The organism is Streptomyces sp. NPDC091376 (genome assembly GCF_044757085.1).
Classification (GTDB): domain Bacteria; phylum Actinomycetota; class Actinomycetes; order Streptomycetales; family Streptomycetaceae; genus Streptomyces; species Streptomyces pratisoli.
Genome location: NZ_JBIVUF010000017.1, coordinates 117,227 through 143,538 on the forward strand (window position 1 = coordinate 117,227; position 26,312 = coordinate 143,538).

Sequence of the window (26,312 nt, forward strand, 5' to 3'; positions counted from 1 at the left end):
AACACACCATGCAGAGCCCGCTTTTCAGTCACGCGGAACAGCAGTCCCAGGAGCGGTACGCCGTACAGAACCCGCAGCTCCTGCGGGTCGCGCTCACCGGGCACGACGACGTCCTCGCCCGCAAGGGCGCGATGGTCGCCTATCAGGGGCTGATCGACTTCGACGGTGAGTACCAGACGAGCGGTCAGCGCCGCGCCCGCGCCCGCACCGGCGAGGGTCTCGACCTGATGCGCTGCTCCGGCCAGGGCACGGTCTACTTCGCCAACCTCGCGCAGTACGTGCACGTGGTGGACGTCGACCAGGACGGTATGACCGTCGACAGTGCCTATGTGCTGGCGCTGGACTCCGCGCTGCACACCGAAGTCATCGCCGTGGACAGCCAGTACGGAATCTCCGGTTCCGGCAAGTACCAGCTCAACATCTCCGGGCGGGGCAAGGTCGCCTTGATGACCTCGGGCCAGCCGCTGATGATGCAGGTCACGCCCGACAAGTACGTCAATGTGGACGCCGACGCGATCGTCGCCTGGTCGTCCTCGCTGCGGGTGCAGATGCAGGCCCAGACGCACTCCACGGGCGTCTGGCGGCGCCGGGGCAACACGGGAGAGGGCTGGGAACTGAGCTTCCTCGGTCAGGGCTTCGCGCTGGTCCAGCCCAGTGAGGTCCTTCCCCCGCAGAACGCGCAGGTCGGCCAGGGAGCGCGGGCCCAGTACGGCATGGGCCAGCACGGCTCCCACGCCCAGAACCAGAACAACGTCTGGAGCTGAGCGCGAAGCAGGCTGTGCGAGAAGCCGGTTGTGCAGGGGCGGACGCCCATGAGCGTCCGCCCCTCACACACAAGGCGCTCCCCGGATCGCGCTACAGCCGCGCGCGGGTCCGCTCCAGCAGCCGCACCACCGACGCGTCGGCGACATCGGCCACCTCGGCATAGCCGAACCAGCGCAGGTCCAGTGACTCGTCGCTCATCGCCGGGGCCGCGTCCGGCGCCGCCAGAGCGGCGTACTGCACATCGAGATGCCAGTGGCACGGCGCCGGGATCGCATGCCTGTCCAGCGTCACCGGGCCGCCCGGAAGCAGCGTGAGTCCGTCGATGCCGGACTCCTCTGTGGCCTCGCGCAGCGCCGCGTCGGCGAGCGTGGCGTCCCCCTGCTCGCAGTGGCCGCCCATCTGCAGCCACATGCCCAGCTTTCTGTGCAGGGTCAGCAGCACCCGGTCGCGAGAGGGGTCGACGACCAGCGCGCTGGCCGTCAGATGCCCGGCCTCGCAGGCCTTCCACATGCCGTCGGGGTACGCCGCCAGATGGCCGAGGTAGGTCTGGCGCAACTCCTCCTGGCCCTCGCGTCCCTCCCGGACGCCCTCGTACTCCTTCAGTACCCGGACGGCGTCGTCGTACAGGCTCACTTGTCGGTGTCGTCCTTGCCGTTCTGGTCACGGCCCTCGGCCGCCTCGCCGAGCATCTTGTCCAGCTCGGAGAAGTCGAGGTGCTCACGGTGGACGAAGCCGTCCGGGTCGTCGAGATCGGAGGCGGTCGGCAGCATGTCCGGGTGCTCCCACAGACCGTCGCGCCCGTCCAGACCGCGCGCGTCGGTGAGCGACGCCCACAGCCGGGAGGCGTCCCGCAGCCGGCGCGGACGCAGCTGGAGGCCGATGAGCGTAGCGAAGGTCTGCTCGGCGGGACCGCCCGAGGCACGGCGCCGGCGGAGGGTCTCGCGCAGGGCGTCCGCGGACGTCAGCCTGTTCTTCGCGGCATCGTGCACCACGGCGTCCACCCAGCCCTCGACCAGCGCGAGCGCGGTCTCCAGCCGGGCGAGCGCCGCCTTCTGCTCCGCGGTCTCCTCGGGCTGGAACATGCCCTGCTGGAGCGCCTCCTGCAGCTGCTCGGGGTGCGTCGGGTCGAACTGGCCGACCACGTCCTCCAGCTTGGTCGTGTCGACCTTGATCCCGCGTGCGTACCCCTCGACCGCGCCGAAGAGATGCGAGCGCAGCCAGGGCACATGCGCGAAGAGCCGCTGATGGGCGGCCTCGCGCAGGGCCAGATACAGCCGGACCTCGTCCTTGGCGACACCCAGGTCCTTGCCGAACGCCTCGACGTTCAGCGGAAGGAGCGCGGCCTTGCCTGCCGGGCCCAGCGGCAGCCCGATGTCGGTCGAACCGACGACCTCACCCGCCAGCACGCCGATGGCCTGCCCGATCTGCTGGCCGAACATGGCGCCGCCCATGGAGCGCATCATGCCGATCAGCGGGCCCGCCATGGCCTGCATCTCCTCGGGCAGCACATCGCCCATCGCCACGCCCACGCGCTCGGCGACCGGGTCGACGAGCTGCTGCCAGGCCGGGAGGGTCGCCTCGACCCACTCCGCGCGGCTCCACGCCACGGACGTACCGGCACCGGAGGGCAGGGACGTCGCACCGTCCAGCCACAGGTCGGCCAGGCGCACGGCCTCCTCGACCGCGGCACGCTCGGCCGGACCGATGCTCGCGTCCTTCGTGCCGTCCTGGGTGCCCTGGGAAACCGTCTGGCGGGCGATCTGCTTCGCCATGTCCCAGTTCACCGGGCCGCCCTCATAGCTCAGCATCTGCCCGAGCTGCTGGAAGGCCGCTCCGAGATCGGTCGGGTTCAGCGAACCGAACATCGCGGCGAACGGATTGTCCGCCCCGCCCGCCCCGGCGCCCGGGAACCCGTACCCGAAGGGGTTTGCCGGGCCGCCCTGGCCGCCGCCGGAACCCTGCCCACCTCCGGCGGGGTCCTTCTTCTTGCCCTCGTCGCCGTTCTCCGGCTCCTCCGGCGGAAGGCCGAATCCGAATGGGGTGTCACTCACGGGTTTCCTCGGCTCGTAGGGCCACCGGCTTTCCGCCGGCGGCGACTGCCCGACTACACCACCAGCCTAAGCGGCGCCCGGCTGGCCGCGGCGGCGTCGACATGTCGGGTCCGGACATGGGCTCGATGCTTCACTGGCTCATGGCCTGCGGCAGGATGGACGCCACCTGGTACGTACGCGTTCATCCGCGCCCGTACTGAAGACAACCGCTGGAGACGCCCGGTGAGTTCCCCAGATCCGCAGGTTCGCGCAGCGCGAAACCATTCGGCCCCGGCCGCGGGGCGCGGCCCCGTCGTCGCGGTGACCGGCGCCGCCTCCGGCGTCGGCGACCTGCTGACCAGGCGCCTCGTCGCCTCGGACGAGATCAGACAGGTCATCGCCGTCGACGAGCGCCGCGGCGAGGTTCCCGAGGCGCACTGGCACATTCTGGACGTGCGCGACCCCGCGATCGCGGAGAAGCTCCGCGGCGCCGACGTCGTCGTGCACCTGGCGCTCGACCTCGACCTGGAGACCGATGGGGCCGCCCGGACCGCGTACAACGTGCGCGGCACCCAGACCGTGCTCACCGCGGCCGCCGCCGCGGGCGTCCACCGGGTCGTCCTGTGCACCTCGGCGATGGTCTACGGAGCGCTGCCGGACAACGACATCCCGCTCTCCGAGGACGCGGAACTGCGCGCCACCGCCGAGGCCACCGGCGTCGGCGACCTGCTGGAGATCGAGCGCCTGGGCCGGCGGGCGCCCCGGGCCCACCCCGGGCTCAACGTCACGGTGGTCAGGCCCGCCATCCTGGTCGGCGGTACGGACACGGCTCTCACCCGCTACTTCGAGTCGCCGCGGCTGCTCGTCGTCGCCGGATCCCGCCCCACCTGGCAGTTCTGCCATGTCGAGGACTTGGTGAGCGCCCTGGAGTACGCAGCCCTGGAGAAGGTCGACGGCGAGTTCGCGGTCGGCTGCGACGGCTGGCTGGAGCAGGAGGAGGTCGAGGAGCTCAGCGGCATCCGCCGCATGGAGCTGCCCTCCGCCGTCGCCCTCGGGGCGGCGGCGCGGCTGCACCGGATCGGTCTCACCCCGTCCCCGGCGGGGGACCTCGCGTACACGATGCACCCGTGGGTCGTCAGCGTGGGCAGGCTGCACGACGCCGGGTGGCGGCCGCAGTGGACCAACGAAGAGGTGCTTGCCGCGCTGCTCGAAGAGGTCGAGGGCCGGCACACCGTCGCGGGCCGTCGTCTCGGACGCAAGGACGCGACCGCCGCCGCGGGCGCCGCGGGCGCGACCGTGGCCCTGCTCGGCACGGCCGCGCTCGTACGCCGTGCCCGTAAGCGCCGGGGCCTGTAGGACGCTCCAACCGCCGCGGTGTCCGCCCGGTCGAAAGCGCTATTCCTCGTCGTCGGTGGCGTACGGCACGATGGGGCCATGGCACGCATGAACGACCACCCCGGTGAGCAGCCCGCAGCGGACCCGATCCGGCTGCTGGCGATCCGTGACACCCCTCTCTCCGTCGATGAGGTGTTCGGCGCCGTCGGCGACTCCGCGGCCGGGGGCACGGCGCTCTTCGTGGGCACGGTGCGCGATCACGACGGCGGCGCGGACGTCGACGCGCTCGGCTATTCGTGCCACCCCTCCGCCGAGGCGGAGCTGCGTCGTGTCGCGGAGAAGGTCGCCGCGCAGTTTCCGGTGCGAGCCCTCGCGGCCGTCCACCGTGTGGGTGACCTGGAGGTCGGGGATCTGGCGGTGGTCGTCGCCGTTTCGTGCCCGCACCGGGGGGAGGCGTTCGAGGCCTGCCGGAAGCTGATCGACGACCTGAAGCACGAGGTCCCGATCTGGAAGCACCAGACGTTCTCGGACGGTACGGAGGAGTGGGTCGGCGCCTGCTGAGTGGCGCAGTGAGCCCGCACCCGGACGGTGGCCCATGGCCCGATTTGCGTAACCGCCCCCCTGGCACCAGCGTTGAAGCGGCGAATGGTTAATCTGCTGATCGGTCAGCTGCACGAGCAGTTGTCCAGCTCATGGGGTTGGGAGGTCGTGATGGCGGCACTCGCTTGGTTGCTGATTCCGTTCTTCGCTGCCATCGGCGCGGCGATATGGGGAAGCTGGGCCTCACGTAACCGAACCACGGGAGACGTCGCCGAGCTCGCCGGCTACGCGCGATTCCGCGACGCGATGGAGAAGTCCCACTCCGGTACGGACCCCGTCTGACCGCCCGCTGCACCGCCCCCGTACGGACCGGCCCGGCAGGTGCACTCACAGGCCGGTCCCGTACTGTCGTTCCATGCCACGCCGCACAGCGACGATGCTCGCCTCCACCTTGGTCCTCATTGTGCTGCTCTGCGTGGGCGTGTTCCTGACCCCGCCCTATTCCGAGATGTCGCCCGGGCCGACCGTGAACACCCTCGGTGACTCCGGCGGCGAGCCGGTGCTCCAGATCTCCGGCCGCAAGACCTACCCGACGACCGGTCACCTCAATATGACGACGGTCCGGGTCACCGGCGCGGAGTACCGGATGAACCTGGCGGAGGTCGTCTACGGCTGGCTGGCTCATGACAACGTCGTGGTGCCGCACGAGACCCTCTATCCGGACGGCAAGACGGAACAGCAGTCCAACCAGGAGAACGCCGAGGAGTTCAGCCAGTCCCAGGAGAGCGCCAAGGTCGCCGCCCTGCGCGAGCTGGGGATCCCGGTGAAGTCGCGGGTCGTCGTCTCCTCGATCCGCAAGGAGAGCCCCGCGCAGGGGGCGCTGCACGCCGGCGACGTGATCAAGGCCGTCGACGGCACGCCGGTGGACAAGCCGGACGATGTCTCCAAGGCCGTCGTCAAGCACGCCCCCGGTTCGAAGGTGAACTTCACCATCGTGCCGGCGAAGGAGGCGGCAGCGGCGGAGAAGGCCGGCAAGGAAGTCTCCGGTGGCAAGGACGTGCAGGTCGGCACCGTCAGGTCGGAGGAGGCCAAGCGGACCGTCGTGGGCATCACGGCCGGGACGGACCACACCTTCCCCTTCCACATCGACATCAAGCTCGCCGACGTGGGCGGCCCCAGCGCCGGACTGATGTTCGCGCTCGGCATCGTCGACAAGCTCACCCCGGGCGATCTGACGGGCGGCAAGTTCGTCGCGGGCACCGGCACCATCGACGACCAGGGCGTCGTCGGGCCGATCGGCGGGATCGAGATGAAGCTCGTCGGCGCGCGGAAGGCGGGAGCGGAGTACTTCCTGACGCCCAGCGACAACTGCGCGTCCGCGGCCTCCGATATCCCCGAGGGGCTGACCCTGGTCAGGGTCAAGACCATCGACGACGCCACGAAGGCGCTGGAGAAGATCCGCAGCGGAAAGACCGCGGGACTGCCCAGCTGCTCCAAGAGCTGAAACCGGCAGGGCAGGTTTCCCGCAGCTGACAGGATTCCCGCGACGGAGGGGCGCACCGCGACGGCGGAGCGCCCCCTTTCCGTCGCCGGTCGCTAGGCCTCGAACGTCGCGGAGAGCGCTTCCGCCAGCCCCGGCACCAGGTCGGAGCCGGTGAGCACCTCGGTCGGGGAGTCCTTCTCCCGCAGGCGCAGTGCCGACTCGCGCGCGCCGTCGCGGAGTACGGCGACCGTCATCCGGACCTCCTGCCGGCCCGGGTGGGCGGCGACCCACTTGGCCAGGCCGGGCTCGTCGAGGCCCTCGGGGACGGACGCCTCCGCGGACGGCGGCAGCATCAGCCGCTCGACGGTCAGCGCACAGCCCGCCACCGCGTCGGGCCAGGCGATCGTGCCGAGGAACTCGTCCAGCGGGGTGCCGGACGGGATCTCGTCCTGCTCGACCGGGGTGAGCGGAGCGCCCGCGTCCCCTTCGTCGAGACCGAGCTGGGCGGCGAGGCCCGGCTCCTGGGTGCGCAGCTGCGCGGTGTCGACGAGGGCGAAGAGCCGGGCCGGCTGGTCCCAGCCGAGGCCGGACGCGTACTCGTCGATTTCGAGCACTGCTCGTGTGAGCGGGCTCGCGGCCATCGGAGGGCCGCCGGGGGAAACGTTGGACATGCTCAACATCCTGCCTCCTTCGGCCCCGAAGTCGGGAACTAGGTAAAGCCTCAGTAAGTTGCATGAGTGGGCTCTACGATCGCGTGGACCCACCGAACACGCGCCGGACGCCTGCAGGACGCTTGTACGACGCGTGGACAACGCTTTACCCGACGCTTTACACGACCGCGAACTTCGAGGGGCGCACGTTGGCTTTCCAGATGCCGGACCGCGGCGGAGGCCCGACCGGGCCACGGATCAGAGTGGGTCGGCCGTCCCGGCGCGTCCGGACGCTGCTGATGACACTCGGCGTGCTGGCCGTGCTCGCCATGGCCTTTGTCATGTTCGCCGGGTTCTGGACCGACTGGCTCTGGTACCGCTCGGTCAAGTACTCGTCGGTGTTCACCACGACCCTGTGGACCAAGATCGGTCTGTTCGCGGTCTTCGGCCTGCTGATGGCGGGCGCGGTGGGGCTGAACATCTGGCTGGCGCACCGGCTGCGGCCGCCGCTCAGCGCGATGTCGCTGGAGCAGCAGAGCCTCGACCGGTACCGGATGGGCATCGCCCCGTACAAGAAGTGGGTGCTCCTCGGGATCACCGCGCTGGTCGGGCTGATCGCCGGAGCCTCCGCGTCCTCCCAGTGGCGCACCTGGCTGATGTGGGTCAACGGAGTGCCGTTCGGCCAGAAGGACCCGCAGTTCCAGATGGACGTGGCCTTCTACGCGTTCGATCTGCCCTGGTACCGGTTCCTGCTCGGCTTCGGCTTCGCCGCCGCCGTGCTCTCGCTGATCGCCGCCGCGCTCACCCACTATCTGTACGGCGGGCTGCGCGTCACCAGCCCGGGCGCCCGGGCGACCGCCGCGGCCACCGGCCATCTGTCCGTGCTGCTCGGCATCTTCGTCGCGCTCAAGGCCGTTGCCTACTGGCTCGACCGGTACGGCCTGGCCGTGAAGTCCAGTGACTTCAAGGCGGCCGGAAACTGGACGGGCCTGCGCTACGTCGACGCGAACGCGTATCTGCCGGCCAAGACCATCCTCTTCTGCATCGCGGTCATCTGCGCCGTGCTGTTCTTCGCGACGCTGTGGCGGCGCACCTGGCAGCTGCCCGTGATCGGCTTCGGCCTGATGGTGCTGTCGGCGATCCTCATCGGCGGGCTGTACCCGGCGATCGTGCAGAAGTTCCAGGTCCAGCCGAACGAGCAGGCCAAGGAAGCGCCGTACATCCAGAAGAACATCGACGCGACGCGCGAGGCCTACGGCATCGCGGCGGCCAAGGCGGAGGACTACCCGGGCAAGGGCGACCCGAAGCGCAAGGCGCAGCAGCGCGAGGACGCCACCACGGCCGCCAGCTACCGGGTCGTCGACTCCAATGTGGTCTCGCCCGCGTTCCAGCAGCTCCAGCAGGAGCGGAAGTACTACCAGTTCCCCGCGACCCTGGACGTCGACCGGTACACCGGGCCGGACGGAAAGCCGCAGGACACGGTCATCGGTCTGCGCGAGCTCAACATCAAGGGCATCCCCAAGCGCAACTGGATCAACGACCACTTCACCTACACCCACGGCTACGGAGCGATCGCGGCCAAGGGCACGAGCGTGATCGACGATCCCGACAAGGGCACGGTCGGCGCTCCCGACTTCACCGAGTCCGGTCTGCCCACCACCGGCCAGCTCGGCAGGTACGAGCAGCGGATCTACTACGGCGAGAAGACCGAGCAGTACTCGATCGTGGGCGGCCCGCAGAAGGAGCTCGACTACGAGAAGAACGGTGAGGAGACCACCAGCTACAAGGGCAAGAGCGGGGTCAACCTCTCCAACGCGTTCAACAGGGCCGCGTACGCGGTGTCGTTCAGCGAGCCGCAGATCCTCTACTCGGGAGCGATCGGCGAGGGCTCGCGGATCCTGTACAACCGCACGCCCAAGGAGCGCGTCGAGGCGGTGGCCCCCTGGCTCACCATCGACGGCGACGCCTACCCGGCGGTGGTCGACGGCCGCATCAAGTGGATCGTCGACGCCTACACCACGACGAACGGGTACCCCTACGCATCCCGTACGACGCTGGGGGACACCACGGCCGACTCGCTGACCGACAGCCAGCGGGCCGTGGTCGCGCAGCAGAACCAGGTCAACTACATCCGCAACTCGGTGAAGGCCACCGTCGACGCCTACGACGGCACGGTCGACCTGTACCAGTGGGACACCAAGGATCCGGTTCTGAAGACCTGGATGAAGGCCTTCCCCGGCACGGTCAAGGAGAAGAGCGAGATCGAGCCGGGGCTGCTGGCCCATCTCCGCTACCCGCAGGACATGTTCAAGGTCCAGCGGGAGCTGCTCACGCGGTACCACGTGACGGACCCCGAGCAGTTCTACAGCGGCAGTGACGCCTGGCAGGTCCCGGACGACCCGACGCAGAAGGACGGCAGCGCGGTTCCGCCGTACTACCTGAGCCTGAAGATGCCGGGCGAGAAGGACCAGAAGTTCTCGCTGACGACGACGTTCACGCCCAGCGGGCGGCCCAACCTCGGTGCGTTCATGGCGATCGACGCCGATGCGACCGGCAAGGGCTACGGCACGATCAGGCTGTTGAGAGTCACCTCGACCGTGCAGGGCCCCTCGCAGGTGCAGAGCGAGCTCAACAGTGTGCCGGAGGTCGCGACGTTCGTCCGCGACCTCAGAGGCACCGACTCGGAGATCGACTACGGCAATCTGCTCACGGTGCCGCTGGACGGCGGGTTCCTCTACATCGAGCCGGTCTACGCACGAGGCGGCGCGGCGAACTACCCGCTGCTGAAGAAGGTGGCCGTGTCCTACGGCGGCAAGCCGGTCTTCAAGGACAGCCTGGCGGAGGCGCTGAACGCGGTGTTCGGGGTGGACGGGGCACAGCCGCCCACGACGACTCCACCACCGCCGACCGACACGCCACAGCCGCCGGCGACGGGCAGCGCGGCGCTGAAGCAGGCCATCGCGGACGCCCAGAAGGCGTACGACGAGGGTCAGGCGGCGCTCAAGAAGAACGACTGGGCGGCGTACGGCAAGGCGCAGGCGGATCTCCAGGCGGCGCTCGAGCGAGCCGCCGCGGCACAGCCGGGGACGCCGAGCGGCTGACCCGAGGGCCCGCTGAGCTGGGTCCACTCCGCACCGTGGTACTGTAGGTACACAACGGCGCGGGGTGGAGCAGCTCGGTAGCTCGCTGGGCTCATAACCCAGAGGTCGCAGGTTCAAATCCTGTCCCCGCTACTGAAGTCGAGGGCCCGGATCCTTTTGGATCCGGGCCCTCGACGTATGTCATGGACCGGCGCGTCCGAAGTGTGTGCCGAACGGGGCGAGTTGAGTCCGGCGTGTTGGGGTGAGACGTGTTTGACTTATCTCTCTGTGGGCATGTCGACAAAACGCTGAAGTGACCTCACTGGCTGCGATATACCAGGTGTACGCGGGTTGCAGGTGGTGCGACGATGGAATTTATGGGGGACAGGGCAACTCTGTTGGAGACAGGGCGGTTTGTGCACGAACACGCCGGTACCGCGGTGGCCGCGGTGGGCGTGGCCGCCGTGATGGCCGTCGACGCCGTGGATCCGCTCGAGTCCCTGACTCCTGTGGAGCCCATGGCCGCTTCTGATTCGGAGGCGGAGACCGAGGCCAGGCACCGTCGCGCGGCCGAGACCGGGGATGTCGCGTCCATCAGCGCCCTCGGTGCGATGCTGCTGCGCCGCGGCGACCTCGATGGTGCGGAGCCGCATCTGCGCACGGCCACCGCCGAGGGCGACCGGGCCGCCGCGAACAATCTGGGTGTGCTGCTGCACCAGCGCGGTTACGCCGACGAGGCGGCCGGCTGGTGGCGTATCGCCGCCGTCGCCGGCTCCGCCGCCGCGGCGCACGCGCTCGGCCGGCACTTCCGGGAGCGCGGCGACGAGCCCGCCGCCGAGTACTGGCTGCGCCAGTCCGCCGAGCAGGGCCATGCGCTCGGTGCGTACGCGCTGGCCGACCTGCTGGAGCACCGCAGCGAGCCGGGTGCGGAGCGCTGGCTTCGCGCGGCCGCCGAACAGGGCCATCGCGAGGCCGCCTACCGTCTGGCCCGTGCGCTGGAGCGGCAGGCGCTCACCACGGACGTAGCAGCGGACAGGGACAGGGACAGGACCAGGGACACGGATGCGGACGCCGGTTCCGGCGCTGTGGCCGTGGTCCGGGACGACGACAGCCATGCGGCGGGGAGTGCGGCATCGGATCCGTCCGGCGGTCCGGACGCGTCCGAGGCGGTCGCCGGGAGTGGGACGGCCGGAGCACCGGGAGCGCTGCGGGAGACCGAGCAGTGGTACCGGCAGGCCGCCGCGCGCGGGCACCGGCGGGCCGCGCTGCATCTCGGCGGCATCCTCGAGCGGAGGGGCGAGCTGAAGGAGGCCGCGCGCTGGTACCTCACGTCCGCGAAGGACGGAGAGGCACGCGCCGCGTGTGCGCTGGGATTCCTGCTGAGGGACGCGGGCGACGAGGAGAGCGCCGCCGTGTGGTGGCTCCGGGCCGCCCAGGACGGCGATGGCAACGCTGCCAACGCGCTGGGCGCACTGCACGCCGCACGCGGTGAGCAGCAGTCCGCGGAGCGCTGGTACCGCACCGCCATGGACGCGGGCGACGTCAACGGTGCGTACAACCTGGGTCTGCTCTGCGCGGCCCAGGGCCGTACGAGCCAGGCCGAGCAGTGGTACCGCCGTGCCGCCTACGCCGGGCACCGCGAGGCCGCCAACGCGCTCGCCGTACTGCTGCTGCAGGCCGGGGACGCGACGGGCGCCGAGCCCTGGTTCTCCAAGGCCGCGGAGTCGGGGAGCGTGGACGCCGCGTTCAACCTCGGCATCCTGTACGCGGGCCGGGACGACGACCGTACGGCCCTGCGCTGGTACGAGCGCGCCGCCGCCGCCGGACACACCGAGGCCGCCCTCCAGGTCGGCATGGCCAGTCTGCGCGACGGGGACGAGCAGAGCGCCGAGCGCCATCTGCGGTGCGCGGCGGGCGGCGGCAGTGCCGAGGCCGCGTTCAGGCTCGCGACGCTGCTGGACGCCCGTCAGCCGCTGCCGGGCCCGCCGGCGCTCGGTGAGCCCGTGGGCGAGAAGACCGAGTGCGAGGAGTGGTACGAGCGTGCGGCCGAGCAGGGGCACCGGCGTGCCCAGGTGCGCGTCGGCATGCTCGCGGCGGCTCGCGGTGACATCGCCGACGCGGCCCGCTGGTACCGGGAGGCCGCCGACGCGGGCAGCCGTAACGGTGCGTTCAACCTCGGGCTGCTGCTCGCCCGCGAGGGCAACGAGCGTGAGGCCGCCCTGTGGTGGACCCGCGCCGCACGGGCCGGTCACGGCCGCGCGGCGCTACGGCTCGCGCTGCTCGCCGCGCGCCGCGGCGAGCTCACCGAGGGTCAGCGCTGGTGTGCCCGCGCCGTGGAGCTGGGGCCCGCCGAGGTCGCCAAGCGGGCCGAGGCGCTGCGGGAGGCGCTGCACCAGGAACTCACGGCGTGAGCGGACGGCCGGCGTGCGGCGATCGGGACGGCGATCGGGACGGTGAACGGGTGGGCGAACAGGGGAACGGTTACTGATTTGCTCTGGTCAGCGCGGTGACGTACTGTTGGGTTCACCGACGCGGGGTGGAGCAGCTCGGTAGCTCGCTGGGCTCATAACCCAGAGGTCGCAGGTTCAAATCCTGTCCCCGCTACCACGTACTCAGGGCCCGGATCCCATGGATCCGGGCCCTGAGTCCTTTTGTCGACGTTGTCGGCGGCCCGTGCCGCCGAGGTGCGCGCTGCCGAGAGGCGCGCGCGAGGCGCCCGAAAGCTAGGCGCTCGCGCAGTCCGGGCACAGGCCCCGGTACGTGACCTCGACGTCGGAGATCGTGAAGCCGAAGCGCTCCGTCGCTGGAAGGTCCGAGAGCGGATTGCCGGTCGGGTGGACGTCGCGGATCGAGCCGCAGCGGGCGCAGACCAGGTGCTGGTGCGGCTGGTGGGCATTCGGGTCGTAGCGCTTGGCGCGACGGTCCGTGGACACCTCCAGGACCTCGCCCAGCGAGACCAGCTCACCCAGCGTGTTGTACACCGTTGCCCGGGAGATCTCGGGCAGCCGCTCAACGGCGCGTGCGTGCACCTCGTCGGCGGTCAGATGGACGTGCTCACCGTCGAGAACTTCGGCCACGACGCGCCGCTGCGCGGTCATACGCCAGCCGCGTCCGCGCAGTCGTTCCAACAGGTCGCTCATACGTATCAGCCTAACAGCAGGGGACGTCTGTTCCGAACGGGTGTGAGTTTGGAAGCTAGCTTGACTTAGACAATGTCTATCGTAGGATCTGGAACGGCATTGGCCAAAGGACAGGACTTGCACGCAATGAGGCAGGATTCGCAGGAGGCGCACGTGACGCAGGGACCGCTCACCACGGAGGCCGGCGCGCCGGTCGCCGACAACCAGAACAGCGAGACCGCGGGCGTCGGCGGGCCGGTGCTGGTCCAGGACCAGCTGCTGCTGGAGAAGCTCGCGCACTTCAACCGTGAGCGCATCCCGGAGCGCGTCGTCCACGCGCGTGGTGCGGGCGCCTACGGCACGTTCACCGTGACCGCGGACGTCACCAGGTACACCCGTGCGAAGTTCCTCTCCGAGGTCGGCAAGCAGACCGAGACGTTCCTGCGCTTCTCCACCGTCGCGGGCAACCTCGGTGCGGCCGACGCGGTGCGCGACCCCCGCGGCTGGGCGCTGAAGTTCTACACCGAGGAGGGCAACTACGACCTCGTCGGCAACAACACCCCGGTGTTCTTCATCAAGGACGCCATCAAGTTCCCGGACTTCATCCACACGCAGAAGCGCGACCCGTACACGGGCAGCCAGGAAGCGGACAACGTGTGGGACTTCTGGGGCCTGAGCCCCGAGTCGACCCACCAGGTGACCTGGCTCTTCGGTGACCGCGGCATCCCCGCCTCGTACCGCCACATGAACGGCTACGGCTCGCACACGTACCAGTGGAACAACGAGGCCGGCGAGGTCTTCTGGGTCAAGTACCACTTCAAGACCGACCAGGGCATCGAGAACCTCACCCAGGCCGAGGCCAACAGGCTCGCGGGCGAGGACCCGGACAGCCACCAGCGCGATCTGCGCGAGTCCATCGAGCGCGGTGACTTCCCGTCCTGGACCGTGCAGGTCCAGATCATGCCGGCGGCCGAGGCGGCGAACTACCGCTTCAACCCGTTCGACCTCACCAAGGTGTGGCCGCACGAGGACTATCCGCCGATCGAGATCGGCAAGCTGGAGCTCAACCGCAATCCGGAGAACGTCTTCGCCGAGGTCGAGCAGTCGATCTTCAGCCCCGCCCACTTCGTGCCGGGCATCGGCCCCTCCCCGGACAAGATGCTCCAGGGCCGTCTCTTCGCGTACGGCGACGCCCACCGCTACCGCGTCGGCATCAACGCCGACCACCTGCCGGTGAACCGCCCGCACGCCACCGAGGCGCGCACCAACTCCCGTGACGGCTTCCTCTACGACGGCCGCCACAAGGGCGCGAAGAACTACGAGCCGAACAGCTTCGGCGGACCGTTCCAGACGGACAGGCCCCTGTGGCAGCCGACGGCCGTCGCCGGCGCCACCGGTGACCACGCGGCCCCGTCGCACTCCGAGGACAGCGATTTCGTCCAGGCGGGCAACTTGTACCGCCTGATGTCCGAGGACGAGAAGGGCCGTCTGATCGAGAACCTGGCGGGCTTCATCGCCAAGGTCTCCCGCGACGACATCGCCGAGCGTGCCGTCGACAACTTCCGTCGGGCCGACGGTGACTTCGGCAAGCGGCTGGAGGCCGCGGTCCAGGCCCTGCGCGGCTGACAACCAGCACTGGATCGCTTGCCGTAAGAGGGAGGGCCGGATCTCCGCGGAGGAGATCCGGCCCTCTCGCATGCGCGCGGTCGGCGGTCGGCGGTCGGCGGTCGGTGATCGGCGGTTGGCGTCGCGGTCGGTCGGGGTCCGGTCGGGATCAGCCCGCGAGCGTCGTCGCCGCGGCCGGGTGCCGGGCAGGCGCCCAGCAGCGGATGATGTCGCGTACGGAGACGATGCCGACGGGTCCGTGGGCGTCGAGCACGATGAGGTGGCGGAAGCCGCCGTGCGTCATGGCCTCGGCGGCCTCCTCCAGCGTCCAGGCCGGTGCGGCGAAGACGACGTCGGTGGTGGTGTGGGTGCCTGCCGTCTCACGATCCGGGTCCTGGCCCGCGCCGAGAGAGTTCAGGATGTCGCGCTCGGTGAGGATGCCGAGACCGCTGGTGTCGGGGTCGAGGACGACGGCCGCCCCGACCCGGCGCGCGGCCATCAGCCGGGCGGCCTGCCGGAGGGTGTGTGCGGGCCCGATGGTGAGGACCACCGTGCTCATGGCGTCACGGACGAGCATGGATGGAGCCACCTCCTTGGTGAACCGTTCAACGAGAACTGATTCACAAGTTCACAAGTGGGGGGACTCTCAGAGTCGCAGTGATTCCGGAAGCCAACAAGAGGGGGCGCGTCGTCCTTTGACGCACTCCGGGGGCACGCCCCCGGAGTGCGTCACCAGGAACAAGCAGGCCACCGAGCTGACGCGCAGGTCACGCGCCAGGCGGCTTCAGTAGCGCTGGTTGAGATAGCCCAGCAGTTCCTCGTGCAGCAGTCCGTTCGACGCCGCCGCGTTGCCGCTGTGCGGCCCCGGCGTCCCGTCGAGGCCGGTGAAGCTGCCGCCCGCCTCCTGCACGATGATCGCGTTCGCAGCCATGTCCCAGAGGGACAGCTCCGGCTCCGCGCAGATGTCCACCGAACCCTCGGCGACCATCATGTACGGCCAGAAGTCTCCGTACGCGCGGGTGCGCCAGACCTCACGCGTCAGGTCCAGGAAGCCGTCGAGCCGACCCCGCTCCTCCCAGCCGCTCAGGGACGAGTACGCGAACGAGGCGTCGGACAGCTGCTCGACCTTCGAGACGTTCATCCGGGTCGCGGAGGACAGGCTGCGGCCCGTGTACGCGCCCGCCCCCTTCGCCGCCCACCAGCGGCGGCCCAGTGCCGGAGCGGACACGACGCCCACGACCGGCTGGTAGCCGCCTTCGCCGGCCTCCATCAGGGAGATCAGCGTCGCCCAGACCGGCACCCCGCGGACGTAGTTCTTCGTGCCGTCGATCGGGTCGATGACCCAGCGCCGCGGGCCCGTGCCCTCGATGCCGTATTCCTCGCCCAGGATCGCGTCCCGCGGCCTGGCGCGCTGGAGCTGGGACCGGATCAGCTCCTCGGACGCCTTGTCGGCCTCGCTCACCGGAGTCATGTCCGGTTTGGTCTCGACCTTGAGATCGAGTGCCTTGAACCGGCCCATCGTCGCCGCGTCGGCGGCGTCCGCGAGGACATGGGCGAGACGCAGATCATCGTGATAACCGGCCATGGTCGCACTCTATCGCCGGGTGTCGCGGCGAAAGCCTGCGGCCCTGGCACCCCAGGCCGGCGCAGGCGGTATTGACAGCGGGTGCCCGGCCGTCAACTCTGAGCGAAGAGCCGCTGGGCCGCGAAGGCCCCGCCCGGGAGGCCCCGATGCCCACAGCGCGAGAAGCCCTGCTGAACGCCGCTCTCACCGCTCTCTCCGGTCTGCCCTGGTCCGGGATCCGCATGGTCGACGTCGCGTCGGCCGCCGGGGTCTCCCGGCAGACGCTCTACAACGAGTTCGGCAGCAAGGACGGCCTCGCCCGCGCGCTCGTGCGGCGCGAGGCCGACGCGTATCTCCACGGCGTGGACCGGATCCTCGCCGAGCAGACCGGCATCGCCGAGCAGTTGGTGTCGCTCGCCGAGTGGACCGTGGGCGAAGCCCGTGCCCGCCCGCTGCTGCGTGCGCTGCTCACCGGCGCGTGGGGTGAGCGGCTGCCCGCCCCCCGGCCCGCGCGACCGTCCGTCGCCGGAGCCGCGGTCCCGGCCCAGCGGCGCGCGGACGCGGGGCACCCGGCACCGGCCGAGCTGGTCGCGGCGGTACGGGACCGCTCGCTCGCGGTGCTGGGGCAGGCCGGCGTACGTCGTGCCGAGGAGGAGGCCGTCCTGCTCGCCCATCGCTGCGAGCTGGCCGTGCGGCTGGCGCTCTCCTGTGTGGTCGCGCCGGCGCCCGAAGGAGTCGGTCAGCTGGTCCGGACCGCGCTCAGTGCGCCGGGCTCGAGAGCTGCAGGCCGATGACGCCGGCGATCACGAGGCCGATCGAGACGATCTTCAGGGTCGAGGCCACCTCGCCGAGGAAGATCATTCCGTAGATCGCGGTGCCCGACGCTCCGATGCCCGTCCACACCGCGTACGCCGGACCGACGTCGAGCTTGCGCAGGGACAGCGTCAGCAGCCCGAAGCTGCTCATGGCGAAGGCGGCGAACGCGATGGTCGGCCAGAGACGGGTGAAGCCGTGCGACAGCTTCAGACAGATCGCGAACCCCGTCTCCAGAAGTCCGGCGACGACTACGAGCAGCCACGCCATGTCAGTGCCTCCCGCGTCGCCAGTTCCGCGCCCAGTGACTGATTCAGTGACTGCTTCGTCTCGCTTGGTGCGATTATGCACTTACCAACCGTGGTCGCCCGCAAACGTGCGCGGCTCAGTCGCCTTCGCGTCGCTCGCGCGTCGCCAGCAGCCGTCTCAACGAGTACAGACGCGCGGGATCGGCGTGTCCCTGAGCGACCCACTCGTCCAGCGCGCAATCCGGCTCGTCGTGCGAACAGGCACGCGGACAGCCCTCCGTACCCGGCTGCAGATCCGGGAAGGCGTTGATGACCCGGGACGGGTCGACATGATGCAGCCCGAAGGACCGCACGCCCGGCGTGTCGATCACCCAGCCGCCGGTGCCCGCCAGCGGCAGCGCCAGCGCCGAGGTGGTCGTGTGCCGGCCGCGGCCCGTGACCGCGTTGACCACCCCGGTGCTCCGTCGGCGCTCCTCCGGCACCAGCGCGTTGACCAGCGTCGTCTTTCCGACGCCCGAGTGGCCGACGAAGGCGGTGATCCGGCCTCCGATGTGCTCACGCACCCGCTCGGCGGCCTCGCCGTCGTACAGCTCGTCCCGCGACGTGACGACATACGGGATGTCCAGCGCGCCGTACAGCTCCAGCAGCGCCGACGGCGGCGCCAGGTCCGACTTGGTCAGCACCAGCAGCGGCTCCAGACCGCCGTCGAACGCCGCGACCAGGCAGCGGTCGATCAACCGCGGGCGCGGCTCCGGGTCGGCGAGCGCCGTCACGATGGCGAGCTGGTCGGCGTTGGCGACGACGACGCGCTCGTAGGGATCGTCGTCGTCGGCCGTGCGGCGCAGGACGGAGGTGCGCTTGCCGATCCGGACGATGCGGGCCAGCGTGTCCTTCCTGCCGGACAGATCGCCGACCAGTTCGACCCGGTCGCCCACCACGGCAGCCTTGCGGCCCAGCTCACGGGCCTTCATCGCGAGGACCGTACGGTCCTCGACGAGACAGGTGAGGCGGCCGCGGTCCACGGTGAGGACCATGCCCTCGGCCGCGTCCTCGTGCTTCGGGCGGATGCTCGTACGCGGCCGGTTGCCCTTGGGGTTCGGGCGCTGGCGGATGTCGTCCTCGTCGGTGTGCTTGCCGTAGCGGCGCATGTCGTGCCGTCCCGCTCAGTTGCCCGTGAGCATGTCGGTCCACATCCTCGGGAAGTCGGGCAGGGTCTTGGCGGTCGTCGCCACGTTCTCGATCTCCACACCGGGCACGGCGAGGCCGAGGATCGAGCCGGCCGTGGCCATCCGGTGGTCGTCGTACGTGTGGAACACCCCGCCGTGCAGCGGGCGCGGCCGGATGTGCAGCCCGTCCTCGGTCTCGGTGACATCGCCGCCGAGCTCGTTGATCTCCTTGGTGAGCGCGGCGAGGCGGTCGGTCTCGTGGAGCCGCAGATGCGCGACACCGCGCAGCGTCGAGGGGGAGTCGGCCAGGGCGGCCACCGCGGCGATGCCCGGGGTCAGCTCGCCGACCTCGCCCAGGTCGACGTCGATTCCGTGGATACGGCCCGTGCCGGTGAACGTCAGACCGGCGTCGGTGAGCTCACAGGAACCGCCCATCTCGGTGAAGATCTCGCGCAGCGCGTCACCGGGCTGGGTGGTGCGCTCGGGCCAGTCGGGGACGGTGACCCGGCCGCCGGTCACCAGCGCGGCCGCCAGGAACGGCTGGGCGTTGGACAGATCCGGTTCGACGGTCAGATCGCGGCCCAGCAGCGCACCGCTGCGCACCCGCCAGACATCGCGCTCACCGCCGGTCTCCGGCTCGTCCACCTGCGCCCCGACCGTACGGAGCATGTCGACGGTCATGCGGATGTGCGGCATCGACGGCAGGCGGGAGCCCACATGCCGCACCTCCACACCCTGGTTGAAGCGCGGCGCCGAGAGCAGCAGGGCGGACACGAACTGCGACGACGAGGAGGCGTCGATCTCGACCGGTCCGCCGTCGAGGGCCCCGCCGCCGTGCACGGTCATCGGGAGCGCACCCCGGCCGTCGTCGTCGATCCGGGCGCCCAGCGCACGCAGCGCGTTGATCACGCCGCCGAGGGGACGCTCGTACGACCGGGGGTCGCCGTCGAAGCGGATGGGGCCGTCGGCGAGCGCCGCGACCGGCGGGAGGAAGCGCATCACCGTGCCGGCGTTGCCGACGTCGACCGTGGCGGGGCCGTGCAGTCCGGCCGGGATGATCCGCCAGGCCTCGCCGCTGTCGGGGCCGCCGGTGGCGGTGGAGCTGGAGGAGATCTGCTCCTCGATGCCGACGCCCATGGCCCGCAGGGCCTCCGCCATGAGCAGGGTGTCGCGGGAGCGCAGGGGGCGGCGCAGCCAGCCGGGCTCGGCGGCCAGCGCGGCCAGTACGAGCGCGCGGTTGGTGACGGATTTCGACCCGGGAACGGTGACCGTCGCATCGACGGGCCCGCTCGCGTGCGGGGCGGGCCAGAGGGCGGGGTGCACGGGGGTCTCGGTCATGGCCTTCACTTTAGTGGGCCCATGGGGCCGCAGCCGTTCCCCGACCGGTCACGGAGCACCCCGACCGGTCACAGACCGAGCAGCCAGCGGCCTCCGCCGATCAACGAGCACAGCGACACGGCATGGAAGAGGAAGAACCACATCGCGGGCGGCACATGGGTCAGTCGCGCCAGCTGGTCCGCGTCCGAGTCGGGTGCGCCACCGTGGCGCCGCTTGGCCTGCAGCTCGAAGGCCGGGCGGACGCCGCCGAGCAGCAGGAACCACACCGCCGCGTACGCGAACGCCGCCTGCACGGCCGGCTCGGTCAGCCAGGACACCAACAGGAACGCGGCACCTGTGAGGATCACGGTGAGTGCCCCGTACAGGTTGCGGATCATCACCAGCATCGCGATCAGCAGGGCCGTCGCCACCCAGAGCAGCAGCGTGATGCGGTGCGCGGCCAGCAGCCAGGCGCCGCCGAGGCCGAGCAGGGGCGGCGCGGTGTAGCCGGCGGCCGCCGTGAGGATCATGCCGAGGCCGGTCGGCTTTCCGCGGCTGACGGTCAGCCCGCTGGTGTCGGAGTGCAGCCGGATGCCCTGCAGCCGGCGACCGGTGACCAGGGCGATGAGGCCGTGACCGCCCTCGTGGGCGATGGTGATCGCGTTGCGGGACAGCCGCCACAGCGCGTGCGGGACGACCGCGACGAGGGCGAGCGCGGCCGTGACTATGACCAGCCACTGCTCGGGCGCGGGCTGGGTGCCGAAGACTTCGGGTGTGACCATGTCCGGGGTGGCTCCTCGGGAGGCGCGGGGTCTGGCAGTGTGGCACTTATGTGCGGACGGTATGCAGCGAGTCGTAGGCCCGAGGACCTCACCGGACTCTTCCACGTGGAGAAGTGGGAGCCGACGGAGACCCTGGCCCCCGACTGGAACGTGGCCCCGACGAAAGAGGTCTACGCGGTACTGGAGCGTCCTGTGAAGGACGCTGACGACCGTCGTCCGGTTCGCCAGCTGCGGAAACTCAAGTGGGGACTCGTCCCGTCCTTCGCGAAGACGCCCGAAGGCGGGGCCCGGATGATCAACGCCCGTGCGGAGACCGTCCACGAGAAGCCCTCGTTCCGCCGCCCCTTCGTCGCCAGGCGCTGCATCCTGCCCGCCGACGGCTACTACGAGTGGGTCACCGGCGCCGACGAGCGGGAGCTGGAGGTGCAGGGCAGGAAGAAGCGGCCCCGCAAGCAGCCGTACTTCGTCACACCGGCCGACGGCTCGGTCTTCGCGATGGCCGGGCTCTACGAGTTCTGGCGCGACCGGACCCTGCCCGACGACCACCCCCAGTCCTGGTGGGTGACCTGCTCGGTGATCACGACGGAGGCGGAGAGCAGCCCGCTGGCGGTGGCGCCCGCCGAGGGGCCGCATACGCTGGCCGACATCCATCCGCGGATGCCGCTGATGCTCAACGAGGACCGCTGGGACGCCTGGCTGGACCCGGCCCGCACCGATACGGACGAGCTGCGTGCGCTGCTGGCGCCGCCGCCGCCCGGGCTGATGCGCGCGTACCCCGTGGGCACCGCGGTCTCGAACGTCCGCAACAACGGGCCCGAGCTGCTGGAGGAGCTGGCGGCCCCCGAGGTCGGCACGCTGTTCTGAGACTTCGGGGCCGGCTGATGTGACACTGCTGTACGTGACACAGAGCGAGATCATCGCGACACCCGCCGGGGACGCCCGCATCACCTGGCACCCGGCCACGGCCGGGGCCCGGCTCGTGCTGGCGGTCAGCCACGGCGCGGGCGGCGGCATCGGCGCCCGCGACCTGCAGGCACTCGCCGCCGAGCTGCCCGCCGCCGGGGTGACGGTGGCTCTCGTGGAACAGCCCTGGCGGGTGGCCGGCAAGCAGGTGGCACCCGCGCCGAAGACCCTGGACATCGGCTGGCGGGCCCTGTGGCCGGCCCTGGAGAAGAAGGGGCTGCCCGTCGTCGCGGGCGGGCGCAGCGCTGGGGCCCGCGTGGCCTGCCGCACCGCCCGCGAGCTGGGCGCCCGCGCCGTGCTCGCGCTCAGCTTCCCGCTCCACCCGCCCGGGAAGCCGGAGAAGTCCCGCGCCGAGGAGCTGCTCGGCGCGGGCGTGCCCGTCCTCGTCGTCCAGGGAGGCAACGACCCGTTCGGGAAGCCGGCGGAGTTTCCCGGGGGCGAGTACGAGCTGATCGAGGTGGACTCCGCCGACCACGGGCTCTCCGTGCCCAAGCGAGCGGCACTGAGCCAGGAGGAGGCCCTGGCCGCCGTGGTCGACGGCGTACGGAAGTGGATCACCGCGCTCGTCTGACGCCGCCGGGCACGGCACCGCACCGGGCGCCGCACCCGCCACCGAACCCCGGGCAATCCCGGGCACCGCACCCGCCGACCCCAGGTGTCGCACCCGTCACCCCGGTAACGGCCGCGCGGGGAATAGGAGAGGGCGGGTCTTCTGTTGTGGGTGGCGTCAGTACAGGAAGCGTGGAGAGGGAGTCCAGCGCATGGGTTCGACCATCTGCCCGAGCAGGTCGCAGGCCGCCGACCTCGAGTGGACCGTGCTGTCCGCGCCGAAGGCGGCCACGATTCGGGCGGCGGGCGGAGCGGTTGGTCGTCTATCCTCCGATTCGAGCGGGTCCGGTCTCGGCCCCGCCACAGCGTTGGAGGAGGTGGGTCCGGTCACTGGGACCGACGACGGCCGTACCGAAGAGACGGCCGGCGAGCGCAACGCACGCTTCGAGCGGGACGCTCTCGGCTACCTCGACCAGATGTACTCGGCCGCGCTGCGCATGACGCGCAATCCGGCCGACGCCGAGGATCTCGTACAGGAGACGTACGCGAAGGCCTACGGTTCGTTCCACCAGTTCCGCGAGGGCACGAACCTCAAGGCGTGGATGTACCGCATCCTCACGAACACCTTCATCAACTCGTACCGCAAGAAGCAGCGCGAGCCCCAGCGCAGTGCCGCCGAGGAGATCGAGGACTGGCAGCTCGCCCGCGCCGAGTCGCACATGTCGACCGGTCTGCGTTCCGCCGAGTCCCAGGCGCTCGACCATCTGCCCGACTCGGACGTGAAGGAAGCCCTGCAGGCGATCCCCGAGGAGTTCCGCATCGCCGTCTATCTCGCCGATGTAGAGGGCTTTGCCTACAAGGAGATCGCGGACATCATGGGGACACCCATCGGTACGGTGATGTCCCGACTGCACCGGGGCCGCCGCCAGCTGCGCGGCATGCTCGAGGACTACGCCCGCGATCGCGGACTCGTTCCCGCGGGCGCCGGGGAGTCGACGAACGATCGGAAAGGCGCGGGCTCATGAGCTGCGGAGAGCCGCACGAGACTGACTGCGCAGAGGTGCTCGACCATCTTTACGAGTTCCTCGACCGCGAGATGCCCGACGCCGACTGCACGAAGTTCGAGGTGCACTTCGAGGAGTGCTCCCCGTGCCTCGAGAAGTACGGCCTGGAGCAGGCGGTGAAGAAGCTCGTCAAGCGCTGCTGCGGCCATGACGACGTACCGGTGGATCTGCGCGCCAAGGTCATGGGACGGATCGAGCTGATCAGGGCCGGTGAGACCGTGCCCGACCACGATGTGACAGCGGGCCCGGCCGACGCGCCGAGTCCCGCGGAGTAGTCCGGCTCCGCCGGGGGACACGACTCCGCCGGCACGACGGACGAAGGGGCGGGCCCGCCCGGGCCACGCCCCTTCGCCGTACCCGGGCACGCCCTTCGCCGTACCGAGCGCCGTGCCCGGGCACGTCCTTCGCCGGTCCCCCGCACATCACGCTCGTGTCACCCGATGGTGCTAATCGGCCGCTTCCGAACCTCCGGACCCGGCCAACTCGCTAGCCTTGCGCTCGATTTGGGGGCGGCCTAGGAGGCTGAGAGCGGGTGAAAGGCATTCCCGGAACGGCGCGCGTGTACATCGGGTGCGCCGTGGTGGGCGCCGGAGCGTGTGCTCTCCCTGCCGTGCGCCCCGGGGCGGGTACGCCGTGGAGCGCCGTCGCGCTGCTCGCCGGGCTGTACGCAGTCTGCGAGGCGCCCGCGCGCTGTCCCTTCCCCGGGCGGCTGCCCGGCCGGTCCGCACCCATCGGCGCCGGATCGTTCTTCCCCGTGCTGCTCGCCGCCGCGCTGCTGCTGCCGCCCGCGGCCGCCGCGCTGGCCGCGGTACCGGGGGCACTGTTCGCCCACGTCGAGCAGCGTCCACGCGGCGTCCGGCGCGTCTGGCGGGCGGCCCAGCTCGCCCTGGCCGCCTGCGCCGCGTCCCGTGCGGCCGTACTGTTCGATGGCCCCGCCGCGCTGAGCACCCCCGACTTCCCCTACGCCCTGCTGCCCGCGACCGCCGCCGCACTGACGTTCTGCCTCGTCGTGACCGCGCTCGACGGAGCCATCCTCGCCGGCGCCGAACGCGTCCCCTTACGGTCGGCCTGGCGCGGAACGCTGCTGCGCTCGCTCGGCCCGCATGTCGTGCACGGGCTGGCCGGGCTGATGATGGCGGTGCTGTGGCGCAGCCCCTACGGCCCGGTGTCCGCACTCTTCGTCCTGCTGCCGATGTACATCTCCAGCTGGGTCTTCGCGCAGTACCACCGCGAGCAGGGCGCCCACCGGTCCACCATCCGCGCCCTGGTGCAGGCCGTCGACATCAAGGACAGGTACACCCGCGGGCACAGCGAGCGGGTGGGCCGGGCGTCCGTGCTGATCGCCCGCGAGCTGGGCATGGCGCAGGAGCGCCTCGAAGTGCTGCGCTTCGCCGGGATCCTCCACGACGTCGGCAAGCTGGGCGTGCCCACGCGCGTGCTGCGCAAGGACGGCCCGCTCACGCCGGAGGAGCGCCGGATCATCGAGCTGCACCCGGAGTACGGGCACGAGATGGTCCGCGGCATCGGCTTCCTCGGCGAGGCCAGGGCAGCGATCCTGCACCACCACGAACGCCTCGACGGCAGCGGCTACCCGTACGGCCTCGTGGGCCGCCAGATCCCCGAGTTCGCCCGGGTCGTCGCCGTCGCCGACGCCTTCGACGCCATGACCTCGACCCGGTCGTACAGCAGGGCGCGGCCCGTCGCCACCGCCGTCGAGGAGCTCAAACGCTGCGCCGGCACGCAGTTCGACCCCCGGATGGTCCGTGCCCTCGTCCGTGCCCTCGACCGCCACGGCTGGGAGACCAGCGTCACCGCCGACGAACCCGCCGTACCCGCCCAGCCGCGCCGCGAGCGGCCCGCCGCCCCGGCGGTCCCCACGACGGCGCCGGCGCCGGCACGGCACAGGCGGGGCGGATGAGACCGAGGGCGCCGGCCGTCGTCACGGCCGTGTACGCCGCCGCCGCCGTGCTCACCGCGGCCGGGCTCGGCCGGACCGCCTGGACCGGGATCGAGGACCCGGGGATCGCGCTCGCGTTCGGGGTCCTCATCGCCGTCGGGGAGCTGGCCCGCGGGGGCGCGCTGCCCGGAGAGCGGGAACCCGCGCCTCTCGGGTCGGCCGGAGCACTCGCGTACGCGCTGCTCGGCGAAAGCGGCGGGCGGCCCACCACCCATGGTGTCCTCCAGGTCGTCGCGGTCGTCACCGCGGCCGCCCTCGTCGGCGCCGTACCGCACATCGCCCGGGGCCGCGGGCCCGCCCTCGACCATGTGGCACGCAGGGTGCTCACCGTCGCCTTCGCCGCGGTCTGCTTCCAGCCGCTCTACAACTCCGGTGCGCTGGCCGACCATCTCGGCAGGGGGCCGTACCACGCCCTCTACCTGCTGCTCCTGCTGCTCCTCACCGCGCTCTGCGACGCCGTGCTCGCCGCGCTGATGCTCCGCGCCCGTACGCGGCACCCCTACGGTCCGCTGTTGCGCGACGAACTGCGCACGTTGCCCGGCATAGGCTCCGCCGTCTGCGCCACCGGTGCCGTGATGGCGCTCGGCACCGCCGTCGCCGGGCTCTGGGCACTGCCCGTCTTCTGCCTGCCGCTGCTGCTCAGCCAGCTGTCGTTCCGGCGGTACGCGGCGGTCCGCACCACCTACCGGCAGACCATCGCCTCACTCGCCCGGGCGACCGAGATCGCCGGCTACACCCCTCACGGGCACGCCCACAGGGTGGCCGCGCTGAGCACGGCCGTCGGCCGTGAGCTGGGGCTCTCCGGGCCCGAGCTGACCGTTCTGGAGTACGCGGCGCTGATGCACGACATCGGGCAGCTCTCGCTCGTCGACCCGGTCCCGGAAGGCGCCACCGCCCTGCTGCCGGTCGTGGAACAGCGAAGGATCGCTCTCCTGGGCGGTGCCGTCGTCCGTCAGACGGGGGTTCCCGCGGCCGTCGCCGTGGTCGTCGAGCGCCAGGCCGACCCCTACCGGGAACAGCCGCTGCCCGCCCGGATTGTCCGTACCGTCAACGCGTACGACGATCTCACCGGTGAAAGTGCGGGGAGCGCTCTGGCCGCCCTGGAGCAGCTCCGCCTCGGTACCGCCCGCGACTACCAGCCGGAAGTCGTGGAATCCCTGGCCCGCGTCCTGTCGCGTGGTGGTCTCGGTCCCGCCCAGGCTGGGTAACCCATGGGTAATGAGCGGCCGTCCGACCGGGCATGGTTGGATGCGAAAGAAGGACCACTGAGAGATATAGACAC

25 protein-coding genes and 2 tRNA genes are annotated in these 26,312 nt (G+C 70.9%); 17 read left to right on the forward strand and 10 right to left on the reverse strand.

Going from position 1 to position 26,312, the window contains the following annotated elements; genetic code table 11:
• The first annotated feature begins 8 nt into the window (after positions 1 to 8).
• A complete protein-coding gene (locus tag ACIQMR_RS30375; protein ID WP_266382745.1) occupies positions 9 to 764 on the forward strand; it encodes an AIM24 family protein in 756 nt (251 codons plus the stop codon).
• 91 nt (positions 765 to 855) lie between these two features.
• Here ACIQMR_RS30375 and ACIQMR_RS30380 read toward each other — a convergent pair whose 3' ends face one another.
• Together ACIQMR_RS30380 and ACIQMR_RS30385 are read right to left on the reverse strand one after the other, a co-directional pair.
• Positions 856 to 1,398, reverse strand: coding sequence for an NUDIX hydrolase (locus ACIQMR_RS30380; RefSeq protein ID WP_401393925.1), 543 nt, complete (start codon positions 1,396 to 1,398; stop codon positions 856 to 858).
• Positions 1,395 to 2,816 carry a zinc-dependent metalloprotease gene (locus ACIQMR_RS30385; protein WP_401393928.1) on the reverse strand — a complete coding sequence of 474 codons (1,422 nt, stop codon included), beginning with the start codon at positions 2,814 to 2,816 and terminating at the stop codon, positions 1,395 to 1,397. Before ACIQMR_RS30385 ends, ACIQMR_RS30380 begins: the two co-directional genes overlap by 4 nt.
• A gap of 222 nt (positions 2,817 to 3,038) precedes the next feature.
• Here ACIQMR_RS30385 and ACIQMR_RS30390 point away from each other — a divergent pair, with 222 nt between their 5' ends.
• The 4 genes from ACIQMR_RS30390 to ACIQMR_RS30405 all read left to right on the forward strand — a co-directional run bounded on the left by ACIQMR_RS30390 (position 3,039) and on the right by ACIQMR_RS30405 (position 6,174).
• A complete protein-coding gene (locus ACIQMR_RS30390; RefSeq protein ID WP_401393931.1) occupies positions 3,039 to 4,151 on the forward strand; it encodes an SDR family oxidoreductase in 1,113 nt (370 codons plus the stop codon).
• A 78-nt stretch (positions 4,152 to 4,229) separates the two neighbouring features.
• A complete protein-coding gene (locus ACIQMR_RS30395; RefSeq protein WP_401393934.1) occupies positions 4,230 to 4,691 on the forward strand; it encodes a molybdenum cofactor biosynthesis protein MoaE in 462 nt (153 codons plus the stop codon).
• Between the two features lie 150 nt (positions 4,692 to 4,841).
• Positions 4,842 to 5,012, forward strand: coding sequence for a hypothetical protein (locus ACIQMR_RS30400; RefSeq protein WP_401393936.1), 171 nt, complete (start codon positions 4,842 to 4,844; stop codon positions 5,010 to 5,012).
• 73 nt (positions 5,013 to 5,085) lie between these two features.
• Positions 5,086 to 6,174: a PDZ domain-containing protein gene (locus tag ACIQMR_RS30405; RefSeq protein WP_401393939.1), complete on the forward strand. Its 1,089-nt coding sequence runs from the start codon at positions 5,086 to 5,088 to the stop codon at positions 6,172 to 6,174.
• Positions 6,175 to 6,266: 92 nt separating this feature from the next.
• Here the strand turns inward: ACIQMR_RS30405 and ACIQMR_RS30410 are convergent, their stop codons facing one another.
• Positions 6,267 to 6,824 carry a PPA1309 family protein gene (locus ACIQMR_RS30410; RefSeq protein ID WP_401393942.1) on the reverse strand — a complete coding sequence of 186 codons (558 nt, stop codon included), beginning with the start codon at positions 6,822 to 6,824 and terminating at the stop codon, positions 6,267 to 6,269.
• Between the two features lie 200 nt (positions 6,825 to 7,024).
• Between ACIQMR_RS30410 and ACIQMR_RS30415 the strand changes: the two genes are divergently transcribed.
• From ACIQMR_RS30415 to ACIQMR_RS30430, 4 genes are all read left to right on the forward strand, one after another.
• Positions 7,025 to 9,904 (forward strand): UPF0182 family protein, encoded by a 2,880-nt coding sequence (locus ACIQMR_RS30415; protein WP_401394066.1) that lies wholly within the window; start codon positions 7,025 to 7,027, stop codon positions 9,902 to 9,904.
• Positions 9,905 to 9,962: 58 nt separating this feature from the next.
• Positions 9,963 to 10,036, forward strand: a tRNA-Met gene (locus ACIQMR_RS30420).
• Positions 10,037 to 10,251: 215 nt separating this feature from the next.
• Positions 10,252 to 12,294, forward strand: a complete 2,043-nt coding sequence (locus ACIQMR_RS30425) for a sel1 repeat family protein (RefSeq protein WP_401393945.1) — start codon at positions 10,252 to 10,254, stop codon at positions 12,292 to 12,294.
• A 119-nt stretch (positions 12,295 to 12,413) separates the two neighbouring features.
• Positions 12,414 to 12,490 (forward strand) — tRNA-Met (locus ACIQMR_RS30430).
• Positions 12,491 to 12,606: 116 nt separating this feature from the next.
• Here the strand turns inward: ACIQMR_RS30430 and ACIQMR_RS30435 are convergent.
• The gene (locus ACIQMR_RS30435; protein WP_401393948.1) at positions 12,607 to 13,023 is read right to left on the reverse strand and encodes a Fur family transcriptional regulator; all 417 of its coding nucleotides are present in this window, start codon (positions 13,021 to 13,023) and stop codon (positions 12,607 to 12,609) included.
• A 126-nt stretch (positions 13,024 to 13,149) separates the two neighbouring features.
• Between ACIQMR_RS30435 and ACIQMR_RS30440 the strand changes: the two genes are divergently transcribed.
• Positions 13,150 to 14,628 carry a catalase gene (locus ACIQMR_RS30440; protein ID WP_385479566.1) on the forward strand — a complete coding sequence of 493 codons (1,479 nt, stop codon included), beginning with the start codon at positions 13,150 to 13,152 and terminating at the stop codon, positions 14,626 to 14,628.
• A gap of 148 nt (positions 14,629 to 14,776) precedes the next feature.
• On the opposite strand, the gene ACIQMR_RS30445 is transcribed toward ACIQMR_RS30440, so the two are convergent.
• Together ACIQMR_RS30445 and hisN are read right to left on the reverse strand one after the other, a co-directional pair.
• Entirely contained in the window at positions 14,777 to 15,184 is a 408-nt protein-coding gene (locus ACIQMR_RS30445) for a cyclic nucleotide-binding/CBS domain-containing protein (protein WP_401393951.1), read from the reverse strand.
• Between the two features lie 207 nt (positions 15,185 to 15,391).
• The gene (hisN, locus tag ACIQMR_RS30450) at positions 15,392 to 16,192 is read right to left on the reverse strand and encodes a histidinol-phosphatase (RefSeq protein WP_266382782.1); all 801 of its coding nucleotides are present in this window, start codon (positions 16,190 to 16,192) and stop codon (positions 15,392 to 15,394) included.
• A 146-nt stretch (positions 16,193 to 16,338) separates the two neighbouring features.
• Here hisN and ACIQMR_RS30455 point away from each other — a divergent pair, with 146 nt between their 5' ends.
• Positions 16,339 to 16,965 (forward strand): TetR/AcrR family transcriptional regulator, encoded by a 627-nt coding sequence (locus tag ACIQMR_RS30455; RefSeq protein ID WP_401393954.1) that lies wholly within the window; start codon positions 16,339 to 16,341, stop codon positions 16,963 to 16,965.
• Here the strand turns inward: ACIQMR_RS30455 and ACIQMR_RS30460 are convergent.
• The 4 genes from ACIQMR_RS30460 to ACIQMR_RS30475 all read right to left on the reverse strand — a co-directional run bounded on the left by ACIQMR_RS30460 (position 16,931) and on the right by ACIQMR_RS30475 (position 20,497).
• Positions 16,931 to 17,254 carry a multidrug efflux SMR transporter gene (locus ACIQMR_RS30460; RefSeq protein ID WP_266382788.1) on the reverse strand — a complete coding sequence of 108 codons (324 nt, stop codon included), beginning with the start codon at positions 17,252 to 17,254 and terminating at the stop codon, positions 16,931 to 16,933. The genes ACIQMR_RS30455 and ACIQMR_RS30460 overlap by 35 nt on opposite strands.
• 115 nt (positions 17,255 to 17,369) lie before the next feature.
• Positions 17,370 to 18,380 (reverse strand): ribosome small subunit-dependent GTPase A, encoded by a 1,011-nt coding sequence (rsgA, locus tag ACIQMR_RS30465; RefSeq protein ID WP_401393958.1) that lies wholly within the window; start codon positions 18,378 to 18,380, stop codon positions 17,370 to 17,372.
• A 15-nt stretch (positions 18,381 to 18,395) separates the two neighbouring features.
• Positions 18,396 to 19,736 carry a 3-phosphoshikimate 1-carboxyvinyltransferase gene (gene aroA, locus ACIQMR_RS30470; RefSeq protein WP_266382794.1) on the reverse strand — a complete coding sequence of 447 codons (1,341 nt, stop codon included), beginning with the start codon at positions 19,734 to 19,736 and terminating at the stop codon, positions 18,396 to 18,398.
• A 68-nt stretch (positions 19,737 to 19,804) separates the two neighbouring features.
• Positions 19,805 to 20,497 (reverse strand): M50 family metallopeptidase, encoded by a 693-nt coding sequence (locus ACIQMR_RS30475; RefSeq protein ID WP_401393961.1) that lies wholly within the window; start codon positions 20,495 to 20,497, stop codon positions 19,805 to 19,807.
• Positions 20,498 to 20,545: 48 nt separating this feature from the next.
• Between ACIQMR_RS30475 and ACIQMR_RS30480 the strand changes: the two genes are divergently transcribed.
• The 6 genes from ACIQMR_RS30480 (at position 20,546) to ACIQMR_RS30505 (ending at position 26,238) form a co-directional block, all read left to right on the forward strand.
• Entirely contained in the window at positions 20,546 to 21,361 is an 816-nt protein-coding gene (locus ACIQMR_RS30480) for an SOS response-associated peptidase (RefSeq protein WP_401393964.1), read from the forward strand.
• Between the two features lie 34 nt (positions 21,362 to 21,395).
• On the forward strand, positions 21,396 to 22,031 hold the full coding sequence (locus tag ACIQMR_RS30485; RefSeq protein WP_401393967.1) for an alpha/beta family hydrolase: 636 nt from the start codon (positions 21,396 to 21,398) through the stop codon (positions 22,029 to 22,031).
• Between the two features lie 355 nt (positions 22,032 to 22,386).
• Positions 22,387 to 23,034 carry a sigma-70 family RNA polymerase sigma factor gene (locus ACIQMR_RS30490; protein ID WP_385479579.1) on the forward strand — a complete coding sequence of 216 codons (648 nt, stop codon included), beginning with the start codon at positions 22,387 to 22,389 and terminating at the stop codon, positions 23,032 to 23,034.
• Positions 23,031 to 23,348 (forward strand): mycothiol system anti-sigma-R factor, encoded by a 318-nt coding sequence (gene rsrA / locus ACIQMR_RS30495; RefSeq protein ID WP_401393970.1) that lies wholly within the window; start codon positions 23,031 to 23,033, stop codon positions 23,346 to 23,348. Before ACIQMR_RS30490 ends, rsrA begins: the two co-directional genes overlap by 4 nt.
• A gap of 257 nt (positions 23,349 to 23,605) precedes the next feature.
• Complete coding sequence (locus tag ACIQMR_RS30500; RefSeq protein ID WP_401393973.1) at positions 23,606 to 24,991, forward strand: HD-GYP domain-containing protein; 1,386 nt, start codon at positions 23,606 to 23,608, stop codon at positions 24,989 to 24,991.
• Positions 24,988 to 26,238, forward strand: a complete 1,251-nt coding sequence (locus ACIQMR_RS30505) for an HD-GYP domain-containing protein (RefSeq protein ID WP_401393975.1) — start codon at positions 24,988 to 24,990, stop codon at positions 26,236 to 26,238. The genes ACIQMR_RS30500 and ACIQMR_RS30505 overlap by 4 nt, the downstream gene beginning before the upstream one ends.
• The last annotated feature ends 74 nt before the right edge of the window (positions 26,239 to 26,312 follow it).

Excerpts from the sequence above, each read along its gene's own strand:
- ACIQMR_RS30425 (WP_401393945.1), top strand. The coding sequence starts at position 10,252 with ATGGAATTTATGGGGGACAGGGCAACTCTGTTGGAGACAGGGCGGTTT.
- ACIQMR_RS30400 (WP_401393936.1), top strand. The coding sequence starts at position 4,842 with ATGGCGGCACTCGCTTGGTTGCTGATTCCGTTCTTCGCTGCCATCGGC.
- ACIQMR_RS30460 (WP_266382788.1), bottom strand. The coding sequence starts at position 17,254 with ATGGCGTGGCTGCTCGTAGTCGTCGCCGGACTTCTGGAGACGGGGTTC.
- ACIQMR_RS30375 (WP_266382745.1), top strand. The coding sequence starts at position 9 with ATGCAGAGCCCGCTTTTCAGTCACGCGGAACAGCAGTCCCAGGAGCGG.
- ACIQMR_RS30480 (WP_401393964.1), top strand. The coding sequence starts at position 20,546 with ATGTGCGGACGGTATGCAGCGAGTCGTAGGCCCGAGGACCTCACCGGA.
- ACIQMR_RS30505 (WP_401393975.1), top strand. The coding sequence starts at position 24,988 with ATGAGACCGAGGGCGCCGGCCGTCGTCACGGCCGTGTACGCCGCCGCC.
- rsgA (WP_401393958.1), bottom strand. The coding sequence starts at position 18,380 with ATGCGCCGCTACGGCAAGCACACCGACGAGGACGACATCCGCCAGCGC.
- rsrA (WP_401393970.1), top strand. The coding sequence starts at position 23,031 with ATGAGCTGCGGAGAGCCGCACGAGACTGACTGCGCAGAGGTGCTCGAC.
- ACIQMR_RS30410 (WP_401393942.1), bottom strand. The coding sequence starts at position 6,824 with ATGTCCAACGTTTCCCCCGGCGGCCCTCCGATGGCCGCGAGCCCGCTC.
- ACIQMR_RS30395 (WP_401393934.1), top strand. The coding sequence starts at position 4,230 with ATGGCACGCATGAACGACCACCCCGGTGAGCAGCCCGCAGCGGACCCG.
- ACIQMR_RS30415 (WP_401394066.1), top strand. The coding sequence starts at position 7,025 with ATGCCGGACCGCGGCGGAGGCCCGACCGGGCCACGGATCAGAGTGGGT.
- hisN (WP_266382782.1), bottom strand. The coding sequence starts at position 16,192 with ATGGCCGGTTATCACGATGATCTGCGTCTCGCCCATGTCCTCGCGGAC.
- ACIQMR_RS30455 (WP_401393954.1), top strand. The coding sequence starts at position 16,339 with ATGCCCACAGCGCGAGAAGCCCTGCTGAACGCCGCTCTCACCGCTCTC.
- ACIQMR_RS30440 (WP_385479566.1), top strand. The coding sequence starts at position 13,150 with ATGAGGCAGGATTCGCAGGAGGCGCACGTGACGCAGGGACCGCTCACC.
- ACIQMR_RS30435 (WP_401393948.1), bottom strand. The coding sequence starts at position 13,023 with ATGAGCGACCTGTTGGAACGACTGCGCGGACGCGGCTGGCGTATGACC.
- ACIQMR_RS30405 (WP_401393939.1), top strand. The coding sequence starts at position 5,086 with ATGCCACGCCGCACAGCGACGATGCTCGCCTCCACCTTGGTCCTCATT.
- ACIQMR_RS30445 (WP_401393951.1), bottom strand. The coding sequence starts at position 15,184 with ATGCTCGTCCGTGACGCCATGAGCACGGTGGTCCTCACCATCGGGCCC.
- aroA (WP_266382794.1), bottom strand. The coding sequence starts at position 19,736 with ATGACCGAGACCCCCGTGCACCCCGCCCTCTGGCCCGCCCCGCACGCG.
- ACIQMR_RS30475 (WP_401393961.1), bottom strand. The coding sequence starts at position 20,497 with ATGGTCACACCCGAAGTCTTCGGCACCCAGCCCGCGCCCGAGCAGTGG.